This window comes from Streptomyces sp. NPDC048337, assembly GCF_043201175.1.
Lineage (GTDB): Bacteria > Actinomycetota > Actinomycetes > Streptomycetales > Streptomycetaceae > Streptomyces.
The window spans coordinates 38310-54851 of the sequence record NZ_JBICYR010000036.1 but is presented as its reverse complement, the minus strand read 5'-3'; the positions used below and the strand labels follow the sequence as shown (position 1 = coordinate 54851).

The 16542-nt window shown below is 70.5% G+C and carries 14 protein-coding genes and 1 pseudogene; 6 read left to right on the top strand and 9 right to left on the bottom strand.

Going from position 1 to position 16542, the window contains the following annotated elements:
* Window positions 1-312: 312 nt before the first annotated feature.
* The 3 genes from ACGFYU_RS35425 to ACGFYU_RS35415 form a co-directional block, all read right to left on the bottom strand.
* On the bottom strand, window positions 313-1560 hold the full coding sequence (locus ACGFYU_RS35425) for an ATP-binding protein (RefSeq protein WP_393831417.1): 1248 nt from the start codon (window positions 1558-1560) through the stop codon (window positions 313-315).
* On the bottom strand, window positions 1557-2318 hold the full coding sequence (locus ACGFYU_RS35420) for a hypothetical protein (RefSeq protein WP_393831416.1): 762 nt from the start codon (window positions 2316-2318) through the stop codon (window positions 1557-1559). Before ACGFYU_RS35420 ends, ACGFYU_RS35425 begins: the two co-directional genes overlap by 4 nt.
* A gap of 111 nt (window positions 2319-2429) precedes the next feature.
* Entirely contained in the window at window positions 2430-3065 is a 636-nt protein-coding gene (locus ACGFYU_RS35415; protein WP_393831415.1) for a hypothetical protein, read from the bottom strand.
* A 186-nt stretch (window positions 3066-3251) separates the two neighbouring features.
* Here ACGFYU_RS35415 and ACGFYU_RS35410 point away from each other — a divergent pair, with 186 nt between their 5' ends.
* Window positions 3252-4115 (top strand): nuclease-related domain-containing protein, encoded by an 864-nt coding sequence (locus ACGFYU_RS35410; protein WP_393831414.1) that lies wholly within the window; start codon window positions 3252-3254, stop codon window positions 4113-4115.
* A 222-nt stretch (window positions 4116-4337) separates the two neighbouring features.
* On the opposite strand, the gene ACGFYU_RS35405 is transcribed toward ACGFYU_RS35410, so the two are convergent.
* Window positions 4338-5426, bottom strand: coding sequence for a Ku protein (locus ACGFYU_RS35405; protein ID WP_393831413.1), 1089 nt, complete (start codon window positions 5424-5426; stop codon window positions 4338-4340).
* Window positions 5427-5457: 31 nt separating this feature from the next.
* On the opposite strand from ACGFYU_RS35405, the gene ligD reads away from it, so the two are divergent.
* The 3 genes from ligD (at window position 5458) to ACGFYU_RS35390 (ending at window position 7689) form a co-directional block, all read left to right on the top strand.
* The gene (ligD, locus tag ACGFYU_RS35400) at window positions 5458-6354 is read left to right on the top strand and encodes a non-homologous end-joining DNA ligase (protein WP_393831412.1); all 897 of its coding nucleotides are present in this window, start codon (window positions 5458-5460) and stop codon (window positions 6352-6354) included.
* Window positions 6355-6411: 57 nt separating this feature from the next.
* Window positions 6412-6687: a hypothetical protein gene (locus tag ACGFYU_RS35395; RefSeq protein WP_393831411.1), complete on the top strand. Its 276-nt coding sequence runs from the start codon at window positions 6412-6414 to the stop codon at window positions 6685-6687.
* 99 nt (window positions 6688-6786) lie between these two features.
* Window positions 6787-7689, top strand: coding sequence for a DNA ligase (locus tag ACGFYU_RS35390; RefSeq protein ID WP_393831410.1), 903 nt, complete (start codon window positions 6787-6789; stop codon window positions 7687-7689).
* A 12-nt stretch (window positions 7690-7701) separates the two neighbouring features.
* On the opposite strand, the gene ACGFYU_RS35385 is transcribed toward ACGFYU_RS35390, so the two are convergent.
* Window positions 7702-8745 carry a hypothetical protein gene (locus tag ACGFYU_RS35385; protein ID WP_393831409.1) on the bottom strand — a complete coding sequence of 348 codons (1044 nt, stop codon included), beginning with the start codon at window positions 8743-8745 and terminating at the stop codon, window positions 7702-7704.
* A gap of 5 nt (window positions 8746-8750) precedes the next feature.
* Entirely contained in the window at window positions 8751-9719 is a 969-nt protein-coding gene (locus ACGFYU_RS35380) for a hypothetical protein (protein ID WP_393831408.1), read from the bottom strand.
* Window positions 9720-9957: 238 nt separating this feature from the next.
* Between ACGFYU_RS35380 and ACGFYU_RS35375 the strand changes: the two genes are divergently transcribed.
* Complete coding sequence (locus ACGFYU_RS35375; protein WP_393831407.1) at window positions 9958-10824, top strand: ATP-dependent DNA ligase; 867 nt, start codon at window positions 9958-9960, stop codon at window positions 10822-10824.
* A 55-nt stretch (window positions 10825-10879) separates the two neighbouring features.
* Here the strand turns inward: ACGFYU_RS35375 and ACGFYU_RS35370 are convergent, their stop codons facing one another.
* Complete coding sequence (locus tag ACGFYU_RS35370; RefSeq protein ID WP_393831406.1) at window positions 10880-11275, bottom strand: DUF6479 family protein; 396 nt, start codon at window positions 11273-11275, stop codon at window positions 10880-10882.
* Window positions 11276-11391: 116 nt separating this feature from the next.
* Here ACGFYU_RS35370 and ACGFYU_RS35365 point away from each other — a divergent pair.
* Window positions 11392-11729: pseudogene (locus tag ACGFYU_RS35365) on the top strand (plasmid stabilization protein).
* 99 nt (window positions 11730-11828) lie between these two features.
* On the opposite strand, the gene ACGFYU_RS35360 reads toward ACGFYU_RS35365, so the two are convergent.
* On the bottom strand, window positions 11829-12812 hold the full coding sequence (locus tag ACGFYU_RS35360; RefSeq protein WP_393831405.1) for an XdhC family protein: 984 nt from the start codon (window positions 12810-12812) through the stop codon (window positions 11829-11831).
* A gap of 164 nt (window positions 12813-12976) precedes the next feature.
* Window positions 12977-16540, bottom strand: coding sequence for a DEAD/DEAH box helicase family protein (locus ACGFYU_RS35355; protein WP_393831404.1), 3564 nt, complete (start codon window positions 16538-16540; stop codon window positions 12977-12979).
* Window positions 16541-16542 lie beyond the last annotated feature (2 nt).

Sequence of the window (16542 nt, the reverse complement as noted above, 5' to 3'; positions counted from 1 at the left end):
CCTCGGTTTTTTACGCGGCCACGCCCCCGCCCGCCGCCCCCCCCCGTCTGGGCGGCCCACGACTCCCCCCCGCGCCGCCCCCCCCCCCCCCCCCCCGTCCCCGGCCCCCGCGAAACCCCCGCCAGGGATCGGCCGAGCCCCGGCCAGGGGGACCGGCCCCGGCCCCGACCACCGCGAAGCCCCCGGCCAGGGGGACCGGCCCCGGCCCCGACGCCCACGAAGCCCCCGCCAGGGGGACCCGCCCCGGCCCCCGCCAGGAACACCGCCGAGCCCCCCGCCAGGGGAACGCGCCCCCGGCCCCCGCCAGGGCGACTACCCCGCCACGGGAAGGGTCAGGACCGCCAGCGCCCCGCCCCCCTCCGCCCGCCGGAACTCCAGCCGCGCCCCGATCGACTCCGCCTGCCCCACCGCGATCGTCAGCCCCAGCCCATGCCCCTTCCCCCCACTCCGGAACCGCTGCGGCCCGTGCGCCACCAGGTAGTCGGGGAAGCCGTCCCCGTGGTCCCGTACCGTCACCACCGGCCCGTCCACGGTCAACACCACCGGCGCCCGCCCGTGCTTGTGCGCGTTCGCCACCAGATTCCCCAGCACCCGCTCCAGCCGCCGCCGGTCCGTCTCCACGTGCGCGTCCCGTACGATCACGACCTCCGTCGGCGTCCCCGACGCCCGCACCACCCGCCGCGCCAGCCGCCCCAGCTGGTGCAGGTCGGTCTCCACCGCCTCGCTACCCGAGTCCAGCCGCGAGATCTCCAGCAGGTCCTCCGTCAGCTGCCGCATGGTCCGTACGCGCTCCCGCACCAGCTCCGTCGGCCGCCCCTCCGGCAGCAGTTCCGACGCCGCCTGCAACCCCGTCAGCGGCGTCCGCAGCTCGTGCGCCACGTCCGCCGTGAACCGCTGCTCGCTCTCCAGCTTCGCCTGCAGCGTCCCCGCCATCGTGTCCAGTGCCCCGGCCACCGTAGCCACCTCGTCCTGGCGCCGCGCCGGGTCCTTCGTCCGCGGGTCGCCCACCCGTGCGTCGAGGTCGCCCTGCGTGATCCGCCGGGCCACGGTCGCGGTCTGGTGCAGCCGCCGCGTCACGCGCGTCACGGCGAAGGCGCCGACCAGCAGCGTCCCGCCGATCGCCAGGACCGACGAGCCGATGATCGCGTTGTCCAGGCCGCTGATCGTGCGCGCGCTCTGCCCGTAGTCGATGGCGGTGGCCAGCGCCCGCCCGTCGGCCGGCGCCGCCGCCCACATCGTCGGGCGGCCCCGGTACTCGCCCACGATCGTCCCGCGGTGCCCGCTGACGGCGAGCGCCCGCAGCCGCGGCGGAAGCCCCTCCGGATCGAGCCCCGACTCGGGCGGCAGGGCCTCGCCCGCCTCGTACGCGCGCGAGGCGTCGTGCAGCTTGGCGAGGGCCTTCTCGCGCGCTGTGGCCACGGTCTGCCGGGTCACCTCCACGTGCACCAGCGCACCCACCACGGCGGCCAGGGAGCAGCACATCACCACGATGAAACACGCCGACTTCCAGGTCAGCGTGGCCGTCCACGCGGGCAGCCGGAGCCGAGCAGGGAGCCTCACGGCGACGTGCCCGTGCCCGGGACAAGGCCGGGGCTCGGGCCCACCGGGGTCTGCGGATTCCCGGGCACCCGTACGATCTGCTCGCGCGTCGGCAGCATCGTGCGCTGCTTCTCGTCCCAGGACCAGGCGGTGATCAGCTCGTAGCCGTTGTTGCCGCTGGGCACGCGCAGGATCACGTCCCGCCCGGCGAGCTCCACCGAGACGACGGTCTGCGTGGTCGCCATGATCCGGTTGAGCCGGCCGTCGGCGTCCGCAGTGTAGACCCGTACGGACATCATCTTGTCCGGGAACTCGATCCCGACGATCAACTCGTCCGCCTCGTTCCCCGTCAGGTCCCGGTAGTACGGCGTCAGCACCGGGCACGCCGCCCGCTCGGCCCCCTCCTGCCCGCAGCCCCTGATCGCGGCGGCGGTCTCGGGCGGCATCCCGTCGGCGCCGACGTCCGCGTTCGGGTGGGCCCGCAGCTCGGCCTGGACGAGGGCCACCGGGTCGACCGCGTGCACGTTCTGGTCCGGGACGGGCGGGATCCCCTGGACGTACTCGGGCGGGGCGCCCCCCGGGTCGGCCGGTGGCACCGCGGCGCCCTGGCGGTCGGGCCACAGGTGTACGGGCCCGCTCGCGGTAGCGGTGGCCCCCGCACTCGCCAGCCCGCCGCTCCGGCCGCAGCCCGCCAGGACCGGCACGAGGGGCAGCAGGGCCAGCAGCGCGACCGTACGGAAGGGCGTACGGAAAGGCGTACGGAAGGGAAAGGTCTTCACAGCCCCCAGCGTCCTCCTGTCCGCGACGGTACGACGGCGATGCCGGCCGACGACAACGATCCGGTCAACCTTATGCGGAGGTACGCCCTTTTTGCCCGCGAGGTTCGCGGGTCAGCCGTCGGTACGTCCGCGACGCAGCATCGCGAAACCGAGCCCGGCGGCGCCGACGGCCGCGATGCCGGCGCCCGCGGCGAGCAGCAGCACGCCGTCACCCGGCCCGTCGGCGAGGGAGTTCAGGCGCTGCACGTCGGCGGGGCCGTCCGCGACCGTACGCGCAGGTGATCCCTTCGGGGCGGAGGCGGGCACGACCCGGCCGCCGTTGCCGCCGCCGCGGGTGCCGGTCTTGTGGCCGTCACCCGCGACCCCGTGGGCGGCGCCCGGCGCGGGGGTGTCCCCGATCCAGGACGTCAGCCGCCCGTCGGACTGGAGCGTGGCGTGCAGATCCCCGGCGCCGCCGACGGCGGTCGCGCCGTCCCGGCTGGTCAGGGTGGTGGCCGTGCGGCCGTCGGCGGTGAGGATGTCGGCCTGGTACGCGTCCTTGGCGACGCGGTACACCTTCGCGGTGGAGACGCCGTCGGCGAGGGAGAGGCTCTTGACCAGGGTCCGCTGCGGCGCGGCGGAGTGCGCGGACGAGGCGGCCGGCACCCCCTCGGCCAGCGCGGCGGCGGTGGGCAGCGCCAGCAGGCTTCCGGCGCATGCGGTCACGGCGGCGGCGCGAACGAGAGTGCGGCGGCTGACGGTGGTCACGGAAAGTCCTTCGGTGCTGTTGGTCGCCCTGGAGCGTCCAGGTGGCCCCAACCTATGCGCCGGCCGTTGCGGCAGAGCCCCGTTCGTGTAACAGCGGTGTCGCAGGGTGCCGTCGGAGTCGTTACACAACAGGGGGATTGCCGTGCGGCGCCCGGGCTGCTCCCATGGACGGCGGGGGTGAGGGTCATGAGGGGACTCAAGGTGCTGCCGAGCGGTCGGCCCGGCCGGGGTCGGCTGTATGTCAACCTGCCCGACGGGCAGGCGGTGGCCTGGTACGACCGGCAGGCGAACCGCATCAGCGTCCTCGCGGACGACCACCGCGAGGCGATCCTGGCGGTGCTGCGCCCGTACCTGAGCGGGACGGTCGCCATCGGCCCGCCGCCCGTCCCCACGGCGGCCGACCTGCTCGGCCTCGCCATGCCCCCGGACGCGGACCTGGCGCCGAACCGCCCGGGCGAGACCCTGCTGGGCGAGCTGGAACACGGCGCCGCGGGCACCCGCGCCCGGCACCGGCTCCGGCAGGACCTGGTGGCCCGGCAGCGGATGGGGGACGCCTTCGACGCCATGGAGGCCGACGGCTGGCGGATCCTGCACTGCGTCCCGCTCCCGGGGGCGGGACGCATCGACCACCTGCTGATCGGCCCCGCCGGGGTCTTCTGCGTGCGTACGGTCCCGGGCCGCCGTCAACGCGCCGTGGTCGGCGACCTCCTGCTCACGGTCGGCCGCACCGAACCCCGCCCGGACCCGCGCTGGATCCGCCGCGCGGCGGCCCGCGCCACCTCGGCCCTGAGCGCACCGGTCACCCCGGCCCTGGCCCTGGTCGAAGCCTCCCGCCTGGAGGTGGCCCCCACCCTCCGCGACATCCGCATCCTCCAACCCCTGACCGCCCCCCGAGACCTCACGGCATCCCCGACCACCCTCAAACCCCCGGACATCGAAGCCCTGTTCACCACGGCCCGGGACCTACGAACCTGGCTCCGACCCACACCCAAATCCGGCCCCACTTCCAAATCCGGCCCCGCAGGCACATCCAGCCCCGCCGGCGTTTGAGGCGCGGGGCCCGGGGCGGAGCCCCGAATCTTGTACCCGCACCTGTGCACAAGGCCGGGGCACATCCAGCCCCGCCGGCGTTTGAGGCGCGGGGTCCGGGGCGGAGCCCCGAATCTTGTGCCCGCACCTGCGCGCTCAGGCGGGCAAACCCAGCCCCGCCGGCGTTTGAGGCGCGGGGTCCGGGGCGGAGCCCCAGGAAGCGGCGCCGCCGGCCTCCCCCCGTCAGGCGGAGGTCCGCTTCCGCGCCGGAGCCCCCTTCTTCGCGGCAGCAGAGGCAGAGGCGGCGGTCGACTTCTTCGCGGCCGCCGCCGAAGCCGACTTCTTCGCCGCCGACTTGGCCGTCTTCGTGGCGGCCGCCGTCTTCTTCGTCCCGGCCGAAGCCGCCGTCTTCTTCGCCGACGCCGACGCCGCTGTCGACTTCTTCCCGCCCACCGCCTTCGGGGCACTCGCGGCCGCCGCCTTGCGCCGAATCGGCGTCACATCGGCCTTGGCCCCGGCCTCCGCCTCGGCCTCAGCCTCCGAACCCCCCTCCCCCCGCGAGGCCTTGGCCGCCCGTACGCTCTTCTCCAGCGCCGCCATCAGGTCGATCACCTGCCCACCGGCCGGCTCCACCACCGCCTCCGCCGGCTCGAACGCCCCGCCCGCCTTCGCCGCGATCATCGCCTCCACGGCGTCCCGGTAGTCGTCGTGCAGCGAGGCCATCTCCACCTCCCCCAGCGTGGCCATCAGCGCATCGGCCAGGTCGAGTTCGGCGTCCCGTACCTTCACCGACCCCTCCGGCGCCACCCCCTCCGGCGCCCGGATCTCGTCCGGCCACAACAGCCCGTGCATCGCGATCACATCGTCGACGACCCGCAGCATGCCCAGCCGTTCCCGCCCCCGCAGCGCGTACTTCGCGATCGCCACCTTCCGGCTCCGCTTCAGTGCCTCCCGTAGCAACGTGTACGGCTTCGCCGCCGTCGCCCCGTTCGACGCCAGGTAGTACGCCGCGTCCATCTGCAGCGGATCGATCTCCTCCGCCGGCACGAACGAAACGATCTCGATCGTCTTCGCGGTCGCGATCGGCAGCTGTGCCAGGTCCTCGTCCGTGATCGGGATGATCGACCCGTCGGCCTCCTCGTACCCCTTGCCGATCTCGGCCGTCGACACCTCCTCGCCGTCCAGCTCACACACCTTGCGGTAGCGGACCCGGCCGCCGTCACTCAGGTGGATCTGACGGAAGGAGATCGAGTGGCTCTCGGTGGCGTTCACGAGCTTGATCGGAATGCTGACCAAGCCGAAGGAGATCGCCCCGTTCCAAATGGATCGCACGGTTCCTCCTGATTCGTGGCAATCTCATCGTATGACGCCGATCACAATGGTGGAGGGCCGTCGCATCGCGCTCAGCAATCTCGACAAGGTCCTGTACCCGGAGACCGGCTTCACCAAGGGCGAGGTGCTGCACTACTACGCCACCGTCGCGGGTCCGCTCCTCGTCCACATCCACGACCGGCCGGTGTCCTTCCTCCGCTATCCCGACGGCCCGGACGGCCAGCTCTTCTTCACGAAGAACCCGCCGCCCGGCACACCCGCCTGGGTGAAGACCACCCCCGTGCCCCGCTCCGAGGACCTCTCCGCCGAACAGGTGGTTGTCGCGGACATGCCCTCCCTCATGTGGGCGGCGAACCTCGTCGTGGAGTTCCACACGCCCCAGTGGCCCGCCGGCCGCCCGGCCGTCGCCGACCGGATGATCATCGACCTCGACCCCGGCCCGCCCGCCACCGTCGTCGAGTGCTGCGCCGCCGCGCTCTGGCTGCGCGACCGGCTCGCCGCCGACGGCCTGCACGCCTACGCCAAGACCTCCGGCTCCAAGGGCATGCACCTGGCGGTGCCCCTCGAGCCGGCCCCCTCCGAGCAGGTGTCGGCGTACGCGAAGCGGCTCGCCCAGGAGGCCGAGCGCGAGCTCCCCGACCTGGTCGTGCACCGCATGGCCAAGGCCCTGCGCCCCGGCAAGGTCTTCGTCGACCACAGCCAGAACGCCGCCGCCAAGACCACCGCCGCCCCTTACACGCTGCGCGCGCGGGCCCGCCCGACCGTGTCCGCGCCGGTGTCCTGGGAGGAGGTCGAGGCCTGCCGCAACCCCTTCGACCTGGTCTTCCTCGCCGACGACATCGCACCGCGGCTGGCCCGCGACGGAGACCTCTTCGCCCCGCTGGCCCGTCTCGACAGGGCCGGGAGACTCCCCGGGGGGCGGTCGTGATCAGCGTCGCGCTCGCCACCGCCGTACGCACCCGAGGCCGGCGTCAGCCGAGCCACCATGAACCGCGCGACCTCAGTCCTCGCCGAATGGGACAGCCGGGTCGACGAGAGTCCGGCTACCGCCCTGGATCGCCAGCACCGCGAGGAGCTCAGCGAAGTTCGCGGCAAGCTCCGTAAGAGCCGACAGGAATGCCGGCAGCTCCAGGACCAGGTCGACGCCGCTGCCACTGTCATCACGGCGCTGCTGGCCGAGAACGCGGCGTTCCGTGAACAGCCGGCCAAACGATCGGCCGTCGTCATCCCACTCGACCGGACGAACGCCATCCGTGAATGAACTGCGAGCCCGCGCGGGGTGAGGCTATTCCGGTGACAGGCCGGCCGGACCAGCGAGCCCCACTCCGTTCAGAGGACCGAGCAGACAGACCCTGGCGGCATGGATGAGAGTTCGCCGAAGGTGGTCCTTCGACCGCCCCTTGAAGTCATGCGTCCGCGTCCGGCCGATGAGATCCCCGAGCAGGACAGCATGCCCGGGGGGCTTCAGTACTCTCTCAAGCTGGATGGGTTTCGTGCACTCGCCTTCATCCTGGACGGCGGAAGAGTGTTCTTGCAGTCACGTTCCGGGAGGGACCTCACCAGAGAGTTCCCGCAGGTCACCGAATATCTGCATGAGAATCTACCGCCCGGAATCGTCCTGGACGGCGAGCTCTGCGCCTACCGCGACGGGCGGCTGAACTTCACTGATCTGCTTCGATCCCGCGCCGATCGCGAGCGGTCAGGAATTCCGGTCTACTACATCGCCTTCGACATCCTCGCCATCCCAGGAATTGACGTCAGGGCCCTGCCTCTATGGGAGCGGTGGGAGCTCCTTGGCGGGGCGTTGGGCGATGCCGAGCCTCCCCTCCAGCGTGTGCTTGCCACGCTGGACGAGGGGATTGCGTACCTCTGGTTTCGCGAGATGAGGGCCGTGGGAGTCGAAGGGATCGTGGCCAAGTCGCTCAGTTCGACCTATCAGCCGGGGGAAACATGGGCCTGGAGGAAGATCAGGCACTTCGACACCCGAGACGGCAGACTCCTCGGCGTGTTCGGTCCGGAACAGCGACCGCACGCCCTTCTCGTGGAGCTTCCCGACGGCCGAACTGTGAAGACCTCGCCGCGTCTGACGGGAATTCAGGCACGACAGGTCGGCGAATCGGTACGCGGCCGCCTCGGAGAGCGGACCGAACATCCCGACCACGGGCCCGTGATCCTACTGATCGAGCCAGTTCTGGTTGAGGTGCGCGAGACGGCCGGCCGCCACGAGACCGCGAGATTCGTGCGCGTCCGGATCGAGGATTGAGGCGGCGTCGTGTCAGTTGGTCCTACATCCTCGGTCCTTGGCCACCGAGTCGAAGAACGCCTTGAAGAGGGAGGTTCGGGCCTGTTCGTGTGAGGCGCTGCCCGCGTCCAGCAGCAGGTCGCGGTACGTGTCGTCATAGCCCATGGCAACGTACAGGTCCCCGGCGGTGCAGGTGCTGACGGTGCGGGTGTTTTGCGGAGTGGCTGTCTCATCTCTGCGTACTCCTTGGGTCAGGAGGGGATCCTCGCTGACGGCCAGGGTGATGTGAGGCGCGCCAGGACCCTTCAGGGTCAGCTCACAGACCCTCGTCTTGGAGTCGTTACCGGTCACCCGCTCGGTACCGGGTTCTGCCTTTCCCTCGAAGAGAGCGGCCTCCGGCAGCCTGAAGCCGGCCATGCCGCAGGCGTTGGCCGGATCGGTGGGCTGTGGTCCACCGGAGTCGGATGGACCCTGCAGGCCCACGGGAGCCTTCAATGCGCTGCTGTCCATACAGCCGAGCCCTTCAGCGACGTGCCTGGCTGCGCTCATCGCTGCCTGGGCTAGATCTTCGCGGGCGGCCCGGCCGCGGATGAGGTCTACCTTGAGTGCCGGTACGTTCGCGCGCTGGACGACGGGCGCAGCCTTACCGGAGCAGCTGGTAGGGAGCAGGACCCATGCCTGGGTCTCGGAGGCGGCACCGGTGGCGCCGCCCACGAAGTAGGAGGAGGCCGACGGGTCCTTCCACAGTCGGGATCCGAGGGCGAAGTCGGCCCTGTCGAAGGAGAGTTCCGCCTTCAGCTCGGGCTGGTCGGCTCCCAGGAGCTTGCTGGTGCGCTGAACGGTGCACGAGAAACCGTACGGATCCGACCCCTCGTAGATGCTCTTCCGGGTCAGCCTGCCGGGACCGTCCAGCACGGGGCTCAGCTCTGATGAGGCGAGCGCGCCGTTGCAGAAGCGGTTCTGGCCCATGATGTCGGTGTTCCACCAGATGAGCAGTCCGGCACAGCCGGCGAGGGCGAGCAGCGTGGCGAGTCCTGTGCGCGTGGTTCGCCGACTGATTCGAGGACGCAGGGGCATAAGGATTACTTCTTCTCTCGCAAGGCGAGGTAGGCACTTTCACGCCCACCGGTGTAACTCTGCTGAGCCTCTCGCTGAGCCGCTCCGACGCTGGTCGCTGACTGGTGGGTTTCCTTTCCCCAGCTCTGGAAGAACTTGTCGAGGTCTGTCTGTGCGGCGTCGTTGGCGGAGCTGATGCGCTCGCGTGCCAGCAGGCCTTGTTCTGCGGTGACTCCCTTGAGCCATTCGTTCCAGGCCCCGTCGACCGTCCGCTGGGCGAGGTCTCCGACGACGGGTATGCCGGTGATGGAGCCGCCGATCACGTGGTATCCGTACACCCTCTTGTCGCCGGCCTCGCTCAGGACGGCATCGCGTTCGCTCAGCTTGATGTCGCCGCCTATGGCGTTGATTGCGCCGTTGACCTCGCCTATCTTGGCCGCGCGGTTCTTGAGGGCTTCGGGATCGGAGAGGTCCGAGGTAGTGAGCTGCTCCGCCATATAGCGGCGCTCAGACTCGTGGAGGAGGAAGTAGTTCTCCGGATCCTCGGACACCCCTCTCAGCACACGCAGCACACTGCCTCTGCTGTTCTGGATCCTGGAGTCATCGCCGGCGGCCAGCGCGTCGTCCTTGCCCACCCTGTCACCGGGCCCCTCGCCGGCGATGATGTCCACGATATCCGGGGAGTAGGAGGACAGAGCGCGCGCAAGTGGTCCGCGTACGTTCGCGTACTCCTCGCTCTTCAGGACGGTGTCGCCCTGCCCCTTCAGCTCACCCTTGTCGTCCTTGCCATTCCCGTCGCCGTAGTCGAAGAGGTTGACGGCGTCGTGCATGATGCGGGCCTCGGCCTCGGAATGCCGGGTGATCTCCGTGCCGGGAGATCCCGGCAGCTGGCCGGTCGTGCCGGTTTCCAGGGCTGCCCGTCGCTCCTGTTCGGCGTGATTCTGTGCGGTAGGTGCGGGATCGGGCGTTTGCGCGGACGGAGCGTCGGTGGCCAAGTCTCCCCCTCTTATTCAACGGTCTTATTCAACGGTGAACGGACGGCAGTTCATCACACCGTGCGGGCGCGGTGCGCTATCGGTCCCTCTATCCACCGTCCCAGTCACCGCAAGGTCAGGTTGACCCGTGCGAGGCCGCCCGGAGCGGGACACACAGAACGCAAACGCCTACTGTGAGTGACTCTGCGTCGATGGTGAGGGTCAGGGCGTCCCGCGACAGCCGGCACGAGGCGCCGGTGTGTCTCATGAGGCACGCCGAAGTCTGGAGAACGACGGCCATCGGCTGGTCGTCGTGCGCTCCGAGACCGAGGTGGTGCTCCAGGCCCGCTCCGGCCGGATCGTGACGAGCGCGTTCCCCGATCTGGCGGCGGCGGCACTGCAGTTGCCCGCCGGGACGGTCCTCGACGGGGAGGTGGTCGTCTGGCACCAGGGCCGCACCGACTTCGCCCTGGTCCAGCGGCGCGCGGCGGCCACCGCGGCCCGGGCGGCCGTCCTCGCGCAGAGCCTGCCGGCCTCGTACGCCGCCTTCGACGTGCTGGAGCTGGCGGGCCTCGACCTGCGCGCCCGCCCGTACGAACGCCGCCGCGCGCTCCTCGTCGACCTCCTGCTCCCGCTGGGTCCGCCCCTCCAGCCGGTGCCCATGACGACGGACCCGGAGCTGGCCGCCACCTGGTACGAGACCCTGCCCGCCAGCGGCATCGAGGGGCTGGTCGTCAAGCGGCTGGACCAGGCCTACCCGGCCGGGCGGCGCGGCTGGCAGAAGCTGCGGCACACGGACGTGCGCGACGCGGCGGTGGTCGGCTACACCGGCACCCCGCGCCGCCCGCTGGCCCTGGTCCTGGTACTGCCGGTCGGGGCCGAGACGCCGCTGATGTCGAGCCCGCTGACGGCGGCCCTGCGTGCGGAGGTAGCGGCCGTCGTGGCCTCCCGGGCGGAGGCGGCGGCCGCCGCGGCCGTGGGGGCCGGGGCCCTGGCCACGGTGACGGCGATCGGGCTCGGCGAGGTCCCTTTCCGCCCGCTGGACCCGCCCCTGACGGCGGAGGTCCGGCACACGTCCACGCGCCATCCGCCACCCGAGGTGCTCCGCCTCAGAACAGACCTCTGACCCGCGCGGGAGGCGCAGGTCAGAGGCCGACGGTACGGCTGGTGGGTCTCGAGGCTCAGGCGTGGGCGCCCCGCCCGGCGTCCGGGGGAGCCCCGGGCTGCACGTGCGGATGCGGTCCCTCCACGTGCTTGTAGCCGGACTCGCGCTCCTTGCGGACCTCGTCCGGGTGGCTGGAGGTGGTGGAGCCGAAGTTCCCGTACCCCTGCATCTCATGCGGCCGTAGGCCGCCCTCGGGGATCTCCACGGGGTCCCGCTCCTCGCGGACCTCGTGGACCGCGCCCCCGTTGGGCAGGTGCGGCTGGCTCTCGGGGGTGGGGGGCGGGGGCTCCTTGGCCCTGACCCGCTGGCCCAGCTTGAAACCGCCGAGCAGCATAGCGACGACGACCAGTCCGACGACGAAGAACCACGCGATGTCGGAGAGGACCGCGTCCACGCTCAGGATCATGTCCATACACACCATTTTCCCGCACTTCAGTGTGATATGCGCATTTCAGACCGGGATACGTTCCCCCATCCGGGGTACGCACCCATGGGCACCAGCCACGCGCACAGCCAAGGAGGCCGGCCATGACGCCACCCCGCGGATCTTCCCCCAAACGAGAACGCCAGTACGAACACATCAAGGAGGGCATCGAGCAGCGCGGCGAGTCCGAGGCGAAAGCCAAGGAGATCGCCGCCCGCACGGTCAACAAGGAACGCGCCCGGGCAGGCGAGTCCAAGACCGCGAGCAAGCTGTCCCTGGAGGACATGTCCTCCTCCCGGCGCGGCGGCCTCCACTCCCACTCCGGCCCCCAGGGCCCCAGGGCCCCACGTACGGCCAGCTCTACGCGGAGGCCCAGCGCCGCAACATCCACGGCCGCTCGGACATGAACAAGGCCCAACTCAAACGGGCCCTGGGCGAGTGACCCCCACCCGCCGGGGCCGCGCCATGTGGTACCCGGGCTGCTCCCCACAACAGCCCGGGTACCACATGGCGCGGCCCCGGCGGTCGTTTCGAACGGCCGCTACCCCCTCAGCGGCCCGTCCGAGTCGCGCAGCGCCCGGGTCTCGCGGCCGCCGAGCACGCCCAGGATCTCGGCGCAGATGGCCAGAGCCGTCTCCGCCGGGGTCCGCGCGCCGAGGTCGAGCCCGATCGGCCCGTGCACCAGGGCCAGTTGGGCCTCGCTCACCCCGGCGGCGACCAGCCCCTCGCGCCGCCTCGCGGTGGTCCGCCGCGACCCGAGCGCACCCACGTAGGGGATCCCGAGTTCCAGCGCACCCCGCAGCGTCGGGACATCGAACTCCGGATCGTGGCTGAGCAGCACCAGGCAGGCCGCGTCGCGGTGATCGGAAAGCACCTTCAGCGCGTCCGCCGCCGCCTCCACGGTCCGCGCGCCCCAGCCCAGCAGGACGGCCTGCCGCTCGATGATCTCCCCGAGCTCGCCGCCCCCGCCGATCACCACGTACGGGGCCGACGGATACGCCTCCACGAGCACCAGCCCGGACTCCCCGTACAGCGCGTCGCGCCCCGGCCGCCGAGTCCCCAGCAGCTCCCCGGCCCGCCGCCCGGCATCGTCACGCGGCGCCTCCGTAGCCCGTACGACCTCGCTCACGGCCTGATCGGCGGCCTCGTTCAGCCGGCTCACGAGCGCCACCCCGGCCCCCTCGCCGAGCAGCTCCCACCACTCCGCGGGGATCGCCGCCAGCGGCTGGAGCAGCACCTCGGCCTGCCCGCCACAGGTCAACCGGGCCTCCACCGCCTCGCCCGCCCCGACCGACACCTGGCACACCCGAGCCGTGTCCCCGGCGGCCATGGCCCCGGCCTCGGCGACGAGCTGTGCATCGAAAACCCCGTTGTACAGCGCCCCGACGCACTCACCCCGCGCATCGACGAGCACGGCCCCGGCCGGATCCCGCGGCCCGAACCCCTGCTCGGTCACGGGCCGGGCCAAATAGCCGGCCCGCCCCTCGGTCACCCACTGCCGCGCCGTCTCCACCAGCTCACGCATCTCCGCCGCCCCATCTCCTGCGAGCACTCCCCGCAAAGCACCAGGTCAACGGCACAATGCGGCCTCACAAACCACCCTACGCACGCCCCCCACCCCCACCCACCCCCCAAACCCACAGACCCCACCCCACCTCCCTCGTACAGACCACCGGAACATCCCCGCGACTACGCGGCGAGATCCGTGTCCGGCATCGCCCGGGAGCGCAGGGCGCTGAAGACGACCTCCAGGGCGTCGATCTCGTCGTCGGTGAAGTGGTTGTCGATCAGCCCCTTGCTGGTGAAGAGACTGCTCTCGTACAGATCGCGGACGTCGATGAGGCCGTTGGCCGCGACATACCGGACCATCAGGCCGACGAGATCGATCTGGTGTGCGGAGAGATCGTGGTCGGCGATGAACTGGGAGAAGGCCTCTTGTGCGGCTTCCTTGTTCAGTCCTCCGATACGGCGCAGGAACACGCCGAGACCGCCGTCCGCCTCCCGCTTCTGCTCCAGGTCCTCGGCAGAGGCGACTCCCTCCGCGAGGAAGACCCCCTCCAGGGCGGCGAGGTCCCCGGCCGTGATCTGCTCGTTCTCGCGCAGCTTGCGGACGGCCTCCTGTTCGCGGTGGCTCTGGAGATAGGCGCGGGCCTTCTGCTTGAACCGCTCCTCGTCCGTGCCGACCGGGAGGCCCTTGAGCTCGATCTCCGTCAGGTCTCCGTGGTCCTCCGCTATGTCCGTGTAGACGATCTTCCGCGCCGTCGGCGCGTCGATCAGATGGGCCAGGCCGCGCACCCGACGCCGCATGTGCTCCAGCATGGGGAGGGTCGCGCTCTCCCACCACGCGTCGCCGGTGATGGCCTCCAGCAAGGTGGCTTGGTCCCGGACGAGGGGGATGTTGGTCTTGCCGAGGAGGTGGTGGGCGAGCTCCTGGAGCTGGCCGCGCAGGCGTGCGTAGTCGGATCCGCCCGTAAGGGCTGCGAGTTGGAGGCGATAGCCGAGGAGATCGAAGCGCTTGGCCTCTTCACTCTTGTCCTCGCCCTCGGGCCAGTAGGCGGACGGCAGGCCAAGGACCCTCTCGCTGAGCACGTGGGCCGCGTCGTCGTCGATGCGGTGCCAGGCGGCGAAGTCGCCCCCGAACAGCTCGACATGACGGCGGTGGGGTCGTACGAGGAAGTTGTCGAGGTTCATGCCCCGCACCGTTTCGTGGAGACGGTGAGCGGCTGCCCAGCGCAGTGACGCCTCAGTGTCGATTGCGCCCGTACCAACGTCGTGCGCCGGGTCGGGAGCTTGGCGGTGGTCCAAGGTCCGGATGAGGTCGAGCTGGTGCTGCAGCAGCTTCTCGGTGAGCGTCGGAGCCTGCCGGGCGGGGGAGCGTTCGAGTTCATGGTTGAAGAACTCGGCATTGCTGCACAGGTCGAAGACGAGGAACCCGTCCTTGTCACGGCCAGGGCCGTAGACGTCCGTGCACAGGCGAGTACCGCGACCGATCATCTGCCAGAACTTGGTACGCGAGTACACCGGCTTGAACAGGACGAGGTTCAGCACCTCGGGCACGTCGATGCCGGTGTCCAGCATGTCGACCGAGATGGCGATGTCCGGTGCCTTGGCCGGGTCGGAGAAGTGGTCGATGAGCTGCTGGGGGTTCTTCTCCAGGTAGGTGATGACACGGGCGTCGTTTCCGGCGCCGTGCGGGTAGTGGAGGTTGTACTGCTCCTCGATGGCCAGGGCATGCGTGTTGTTCTTGGCGAAGATGATCGTCTTGCCGATTCGGTCTCCACCTTCCACTCGCAGACCGTGCCGCATCATGACCTCAAGCGCCTTGTCGATGGTCGGCCGGTTGAACAAGAAGCGGTTGACCTCGTCCACGGAGACAGCGTCCGGGACCTGCCCGTCCTCGGTCCACTCCAGGTTGTCCCAGGCCTCCTTCTGTTCCTCGGTGAGGTCGTCGTACCGGAAGCCTCGCCGGAGGGATTCGAAGGGGACATCGACGATGTTCGGCTTCACCAGGAAGCCGTGCGTGGCCGCCTGGTCCAGGCTGTAGGAGTGGGTGGGGACACCATCCTCCAGCTGGAACAGCCGGTACGTGTTGTGGCCGACGTCATCCTTGGGCGTGGCCGTCAGGCCCAGGAGGAGGCTGTCGAAGTACTCGAAGAGCTCGCCGTACTTGTCGTAGACGGAGCGGTGCGCCTCGTCGATGACGACCAGGTCGAAGAATCCCGGCCCGAAGCGGCGGCGGCCGTCCTCCGTGACCTCGTTGATCAGGTTCATCATCTTCGGGTACGTCGATACGTAGACATGGCCCTCGGTCTTCTTCTCGGTGAGGAGGTTGACCGTCACGCTGTTCGGCAGGTGCTCTTTGAAGGCCCGCACCGCCTGGTTGACCAGAGCTTGGCGGTCGGCCAGGAAAAGGATGCGGCGTACCCAGCCCGCCCGCTGCAGCAGCTCGGTGAGGGCCACCGCGGTACGGGTCTTGCCGGTGCCGGTCGCCATGACCAGCAGGGCACGGCGGCGCTGCTCCTTCTCGAAGCTCTCGCTGACGCGTTGGATGGCCTCGAGCTGGTATGGACGTCCCGCGATGCCCTGGTCGACGTTGGCTGACTTCAGGGCGAGGCGGCCGGCACGCTGGCGAATCAGCCAGCGCAGCTGGTCCTGGGTGCGGAAGCCCTGGACCTTGCGGGGCGGGTAGCCGTTGCCCTCGTCCCACAGGTAGGTCTCGTAGCCGTTGGTGTAGAAGATCACCGGCCTCTGGTTGTAGGCGGCTTCGAGCGCGTTGGCATAGAGCTCCGCCTGCTGACGACCGGCGCGGGCGTCGATGCGGGTGCGCTTGGCTTCGATGACGGCGAGGGGCAGGTCGTCATCGCCCCACAGGACGTAGTCCACGTAACCTTTACCGGACTTGCTGATCACCCCGGGCTCCCCGTCCACCGGGAATTCGCGGTCGCGCTCCTCGGCGAGATCCCAACCGGCCTCCTTCAAGAGGAGGTCGATGAACAGGTCGCGGGTGGCGGCCTCATCGTAGTCGTGGGCATCAGGACGGGCCTCGTTGGCCTTGCGGAGTTTGGTGATACGGGCACGCAGCTCGGCCACGTCGGAGGCAAGCTGTGCGCCCTTCGCGCGCTCCGCGGCCAGCTCCTCGGCCTGGGCTTCCCAGCGTGCCCGGTCTTCCTCGGCCTGCTTCTTCAGCTCGGCCTGGCGAAGCCGTTTGACCTCGACGGGCACGGGACGCGGTATGCGCCGCGTGTCGAAGCCGACTCCGGGGGCAGGAGCCGCGGCCGGGTCGGGCGCGTAGGTGCGGGCAAACCAGTAGAAGACATGGAACAGCTCGGCGACCGTACGCACCGCGTCCCTGGCCTGGACGGGCGTCGGGCGGTGCACGGCGTGGTTGCCCTGGCGCCGGATGAGGCCCATCTTCGCGCTGAGCGTCGGCCCGACCAGATTCCGCATGCTCGGCTCGTTGAGCATCGCGCTCAGGTCGTTGTTGTACGGGGGCTGCAGCGCGGAGTCCTTGTCGTACATCCAGTGCACGGCTAGCTCAAGGACGCGGCGGGCGTAGAAGCAGGAGGTACGCGGGTCCGCGTAGGCGAGACGCTCGGCACGAAGGGCCTCGTTGTAGAAGGCAGGCCACTTGTCGCGGAGGAAGAAGAAGTTGCTTTGCGGCTGCCCGATCCCGTGGGCGGCGGCGATGCTCTGATCTTGCACCGCTTCACGCTCGTCCCGCTCCTGGCCGCTTCCGTACCCCTCTTTGGCCATGA

Coding starts and splice junctions, on each gene's coding strand:
- ACGFYU_RS35410 (WP_393831414.1), top strand. CDS start 3,252: ATGAGGGGACTCAAGGTGCTGCCGAGCGGTCGGCCCGGCCGGGGTCGG.
- ligD (WP_393831412.1), top strand. CDS start 5,458: ATGACGCCGATCACAATGGTGGAGGGCCGTCGCATCGCGCTCAGCAAT.
- ACGFYU_RS35395 (WP_393831411.1), top strand. CDS start 6,412: ATGAACCGCGCGACCTCAGTCCTCGCCGAATGGGACAGCCGGGTCGAC.
- ACGFYU_RS35390 (WP_393831410.1), top strand. CDS start 6,787: ATGGATGAGAGTTCGCCGAAGGTGGTCCTTCGACCGCCCCTTGAAGTC.
- ACGFYU_RS35385 (WP_393831409.1), bottom strand. CDS start 8,745: ATGCCCCTGCGTCCTCGAATCAGTCGGCGAACCACGCGCACAGGACTC.
- ACGFYU_RS35370 (WP_393831406.1), bottom strand. CDS start 11,275: ATGGACATGATCCTGAGCGTGGACGCGGTCCTCTCCGACATCGCGTGG.
- ACGFYU_RS35360 (WP_393831405.1), bottom strand. CDS start 12,812: ATGCGTGAGCTGGTGGAGACGGCGCGGCAGTGGGTGACCGAGGGGCGG.
- ACGFYU_RS35355 (WP_393831404.1), bottom strand. CDS start 16,540: ATGGCCAAAGAGGGGTACGGAAGCGGCCAGGAGCGGGACGAGCGTGAA.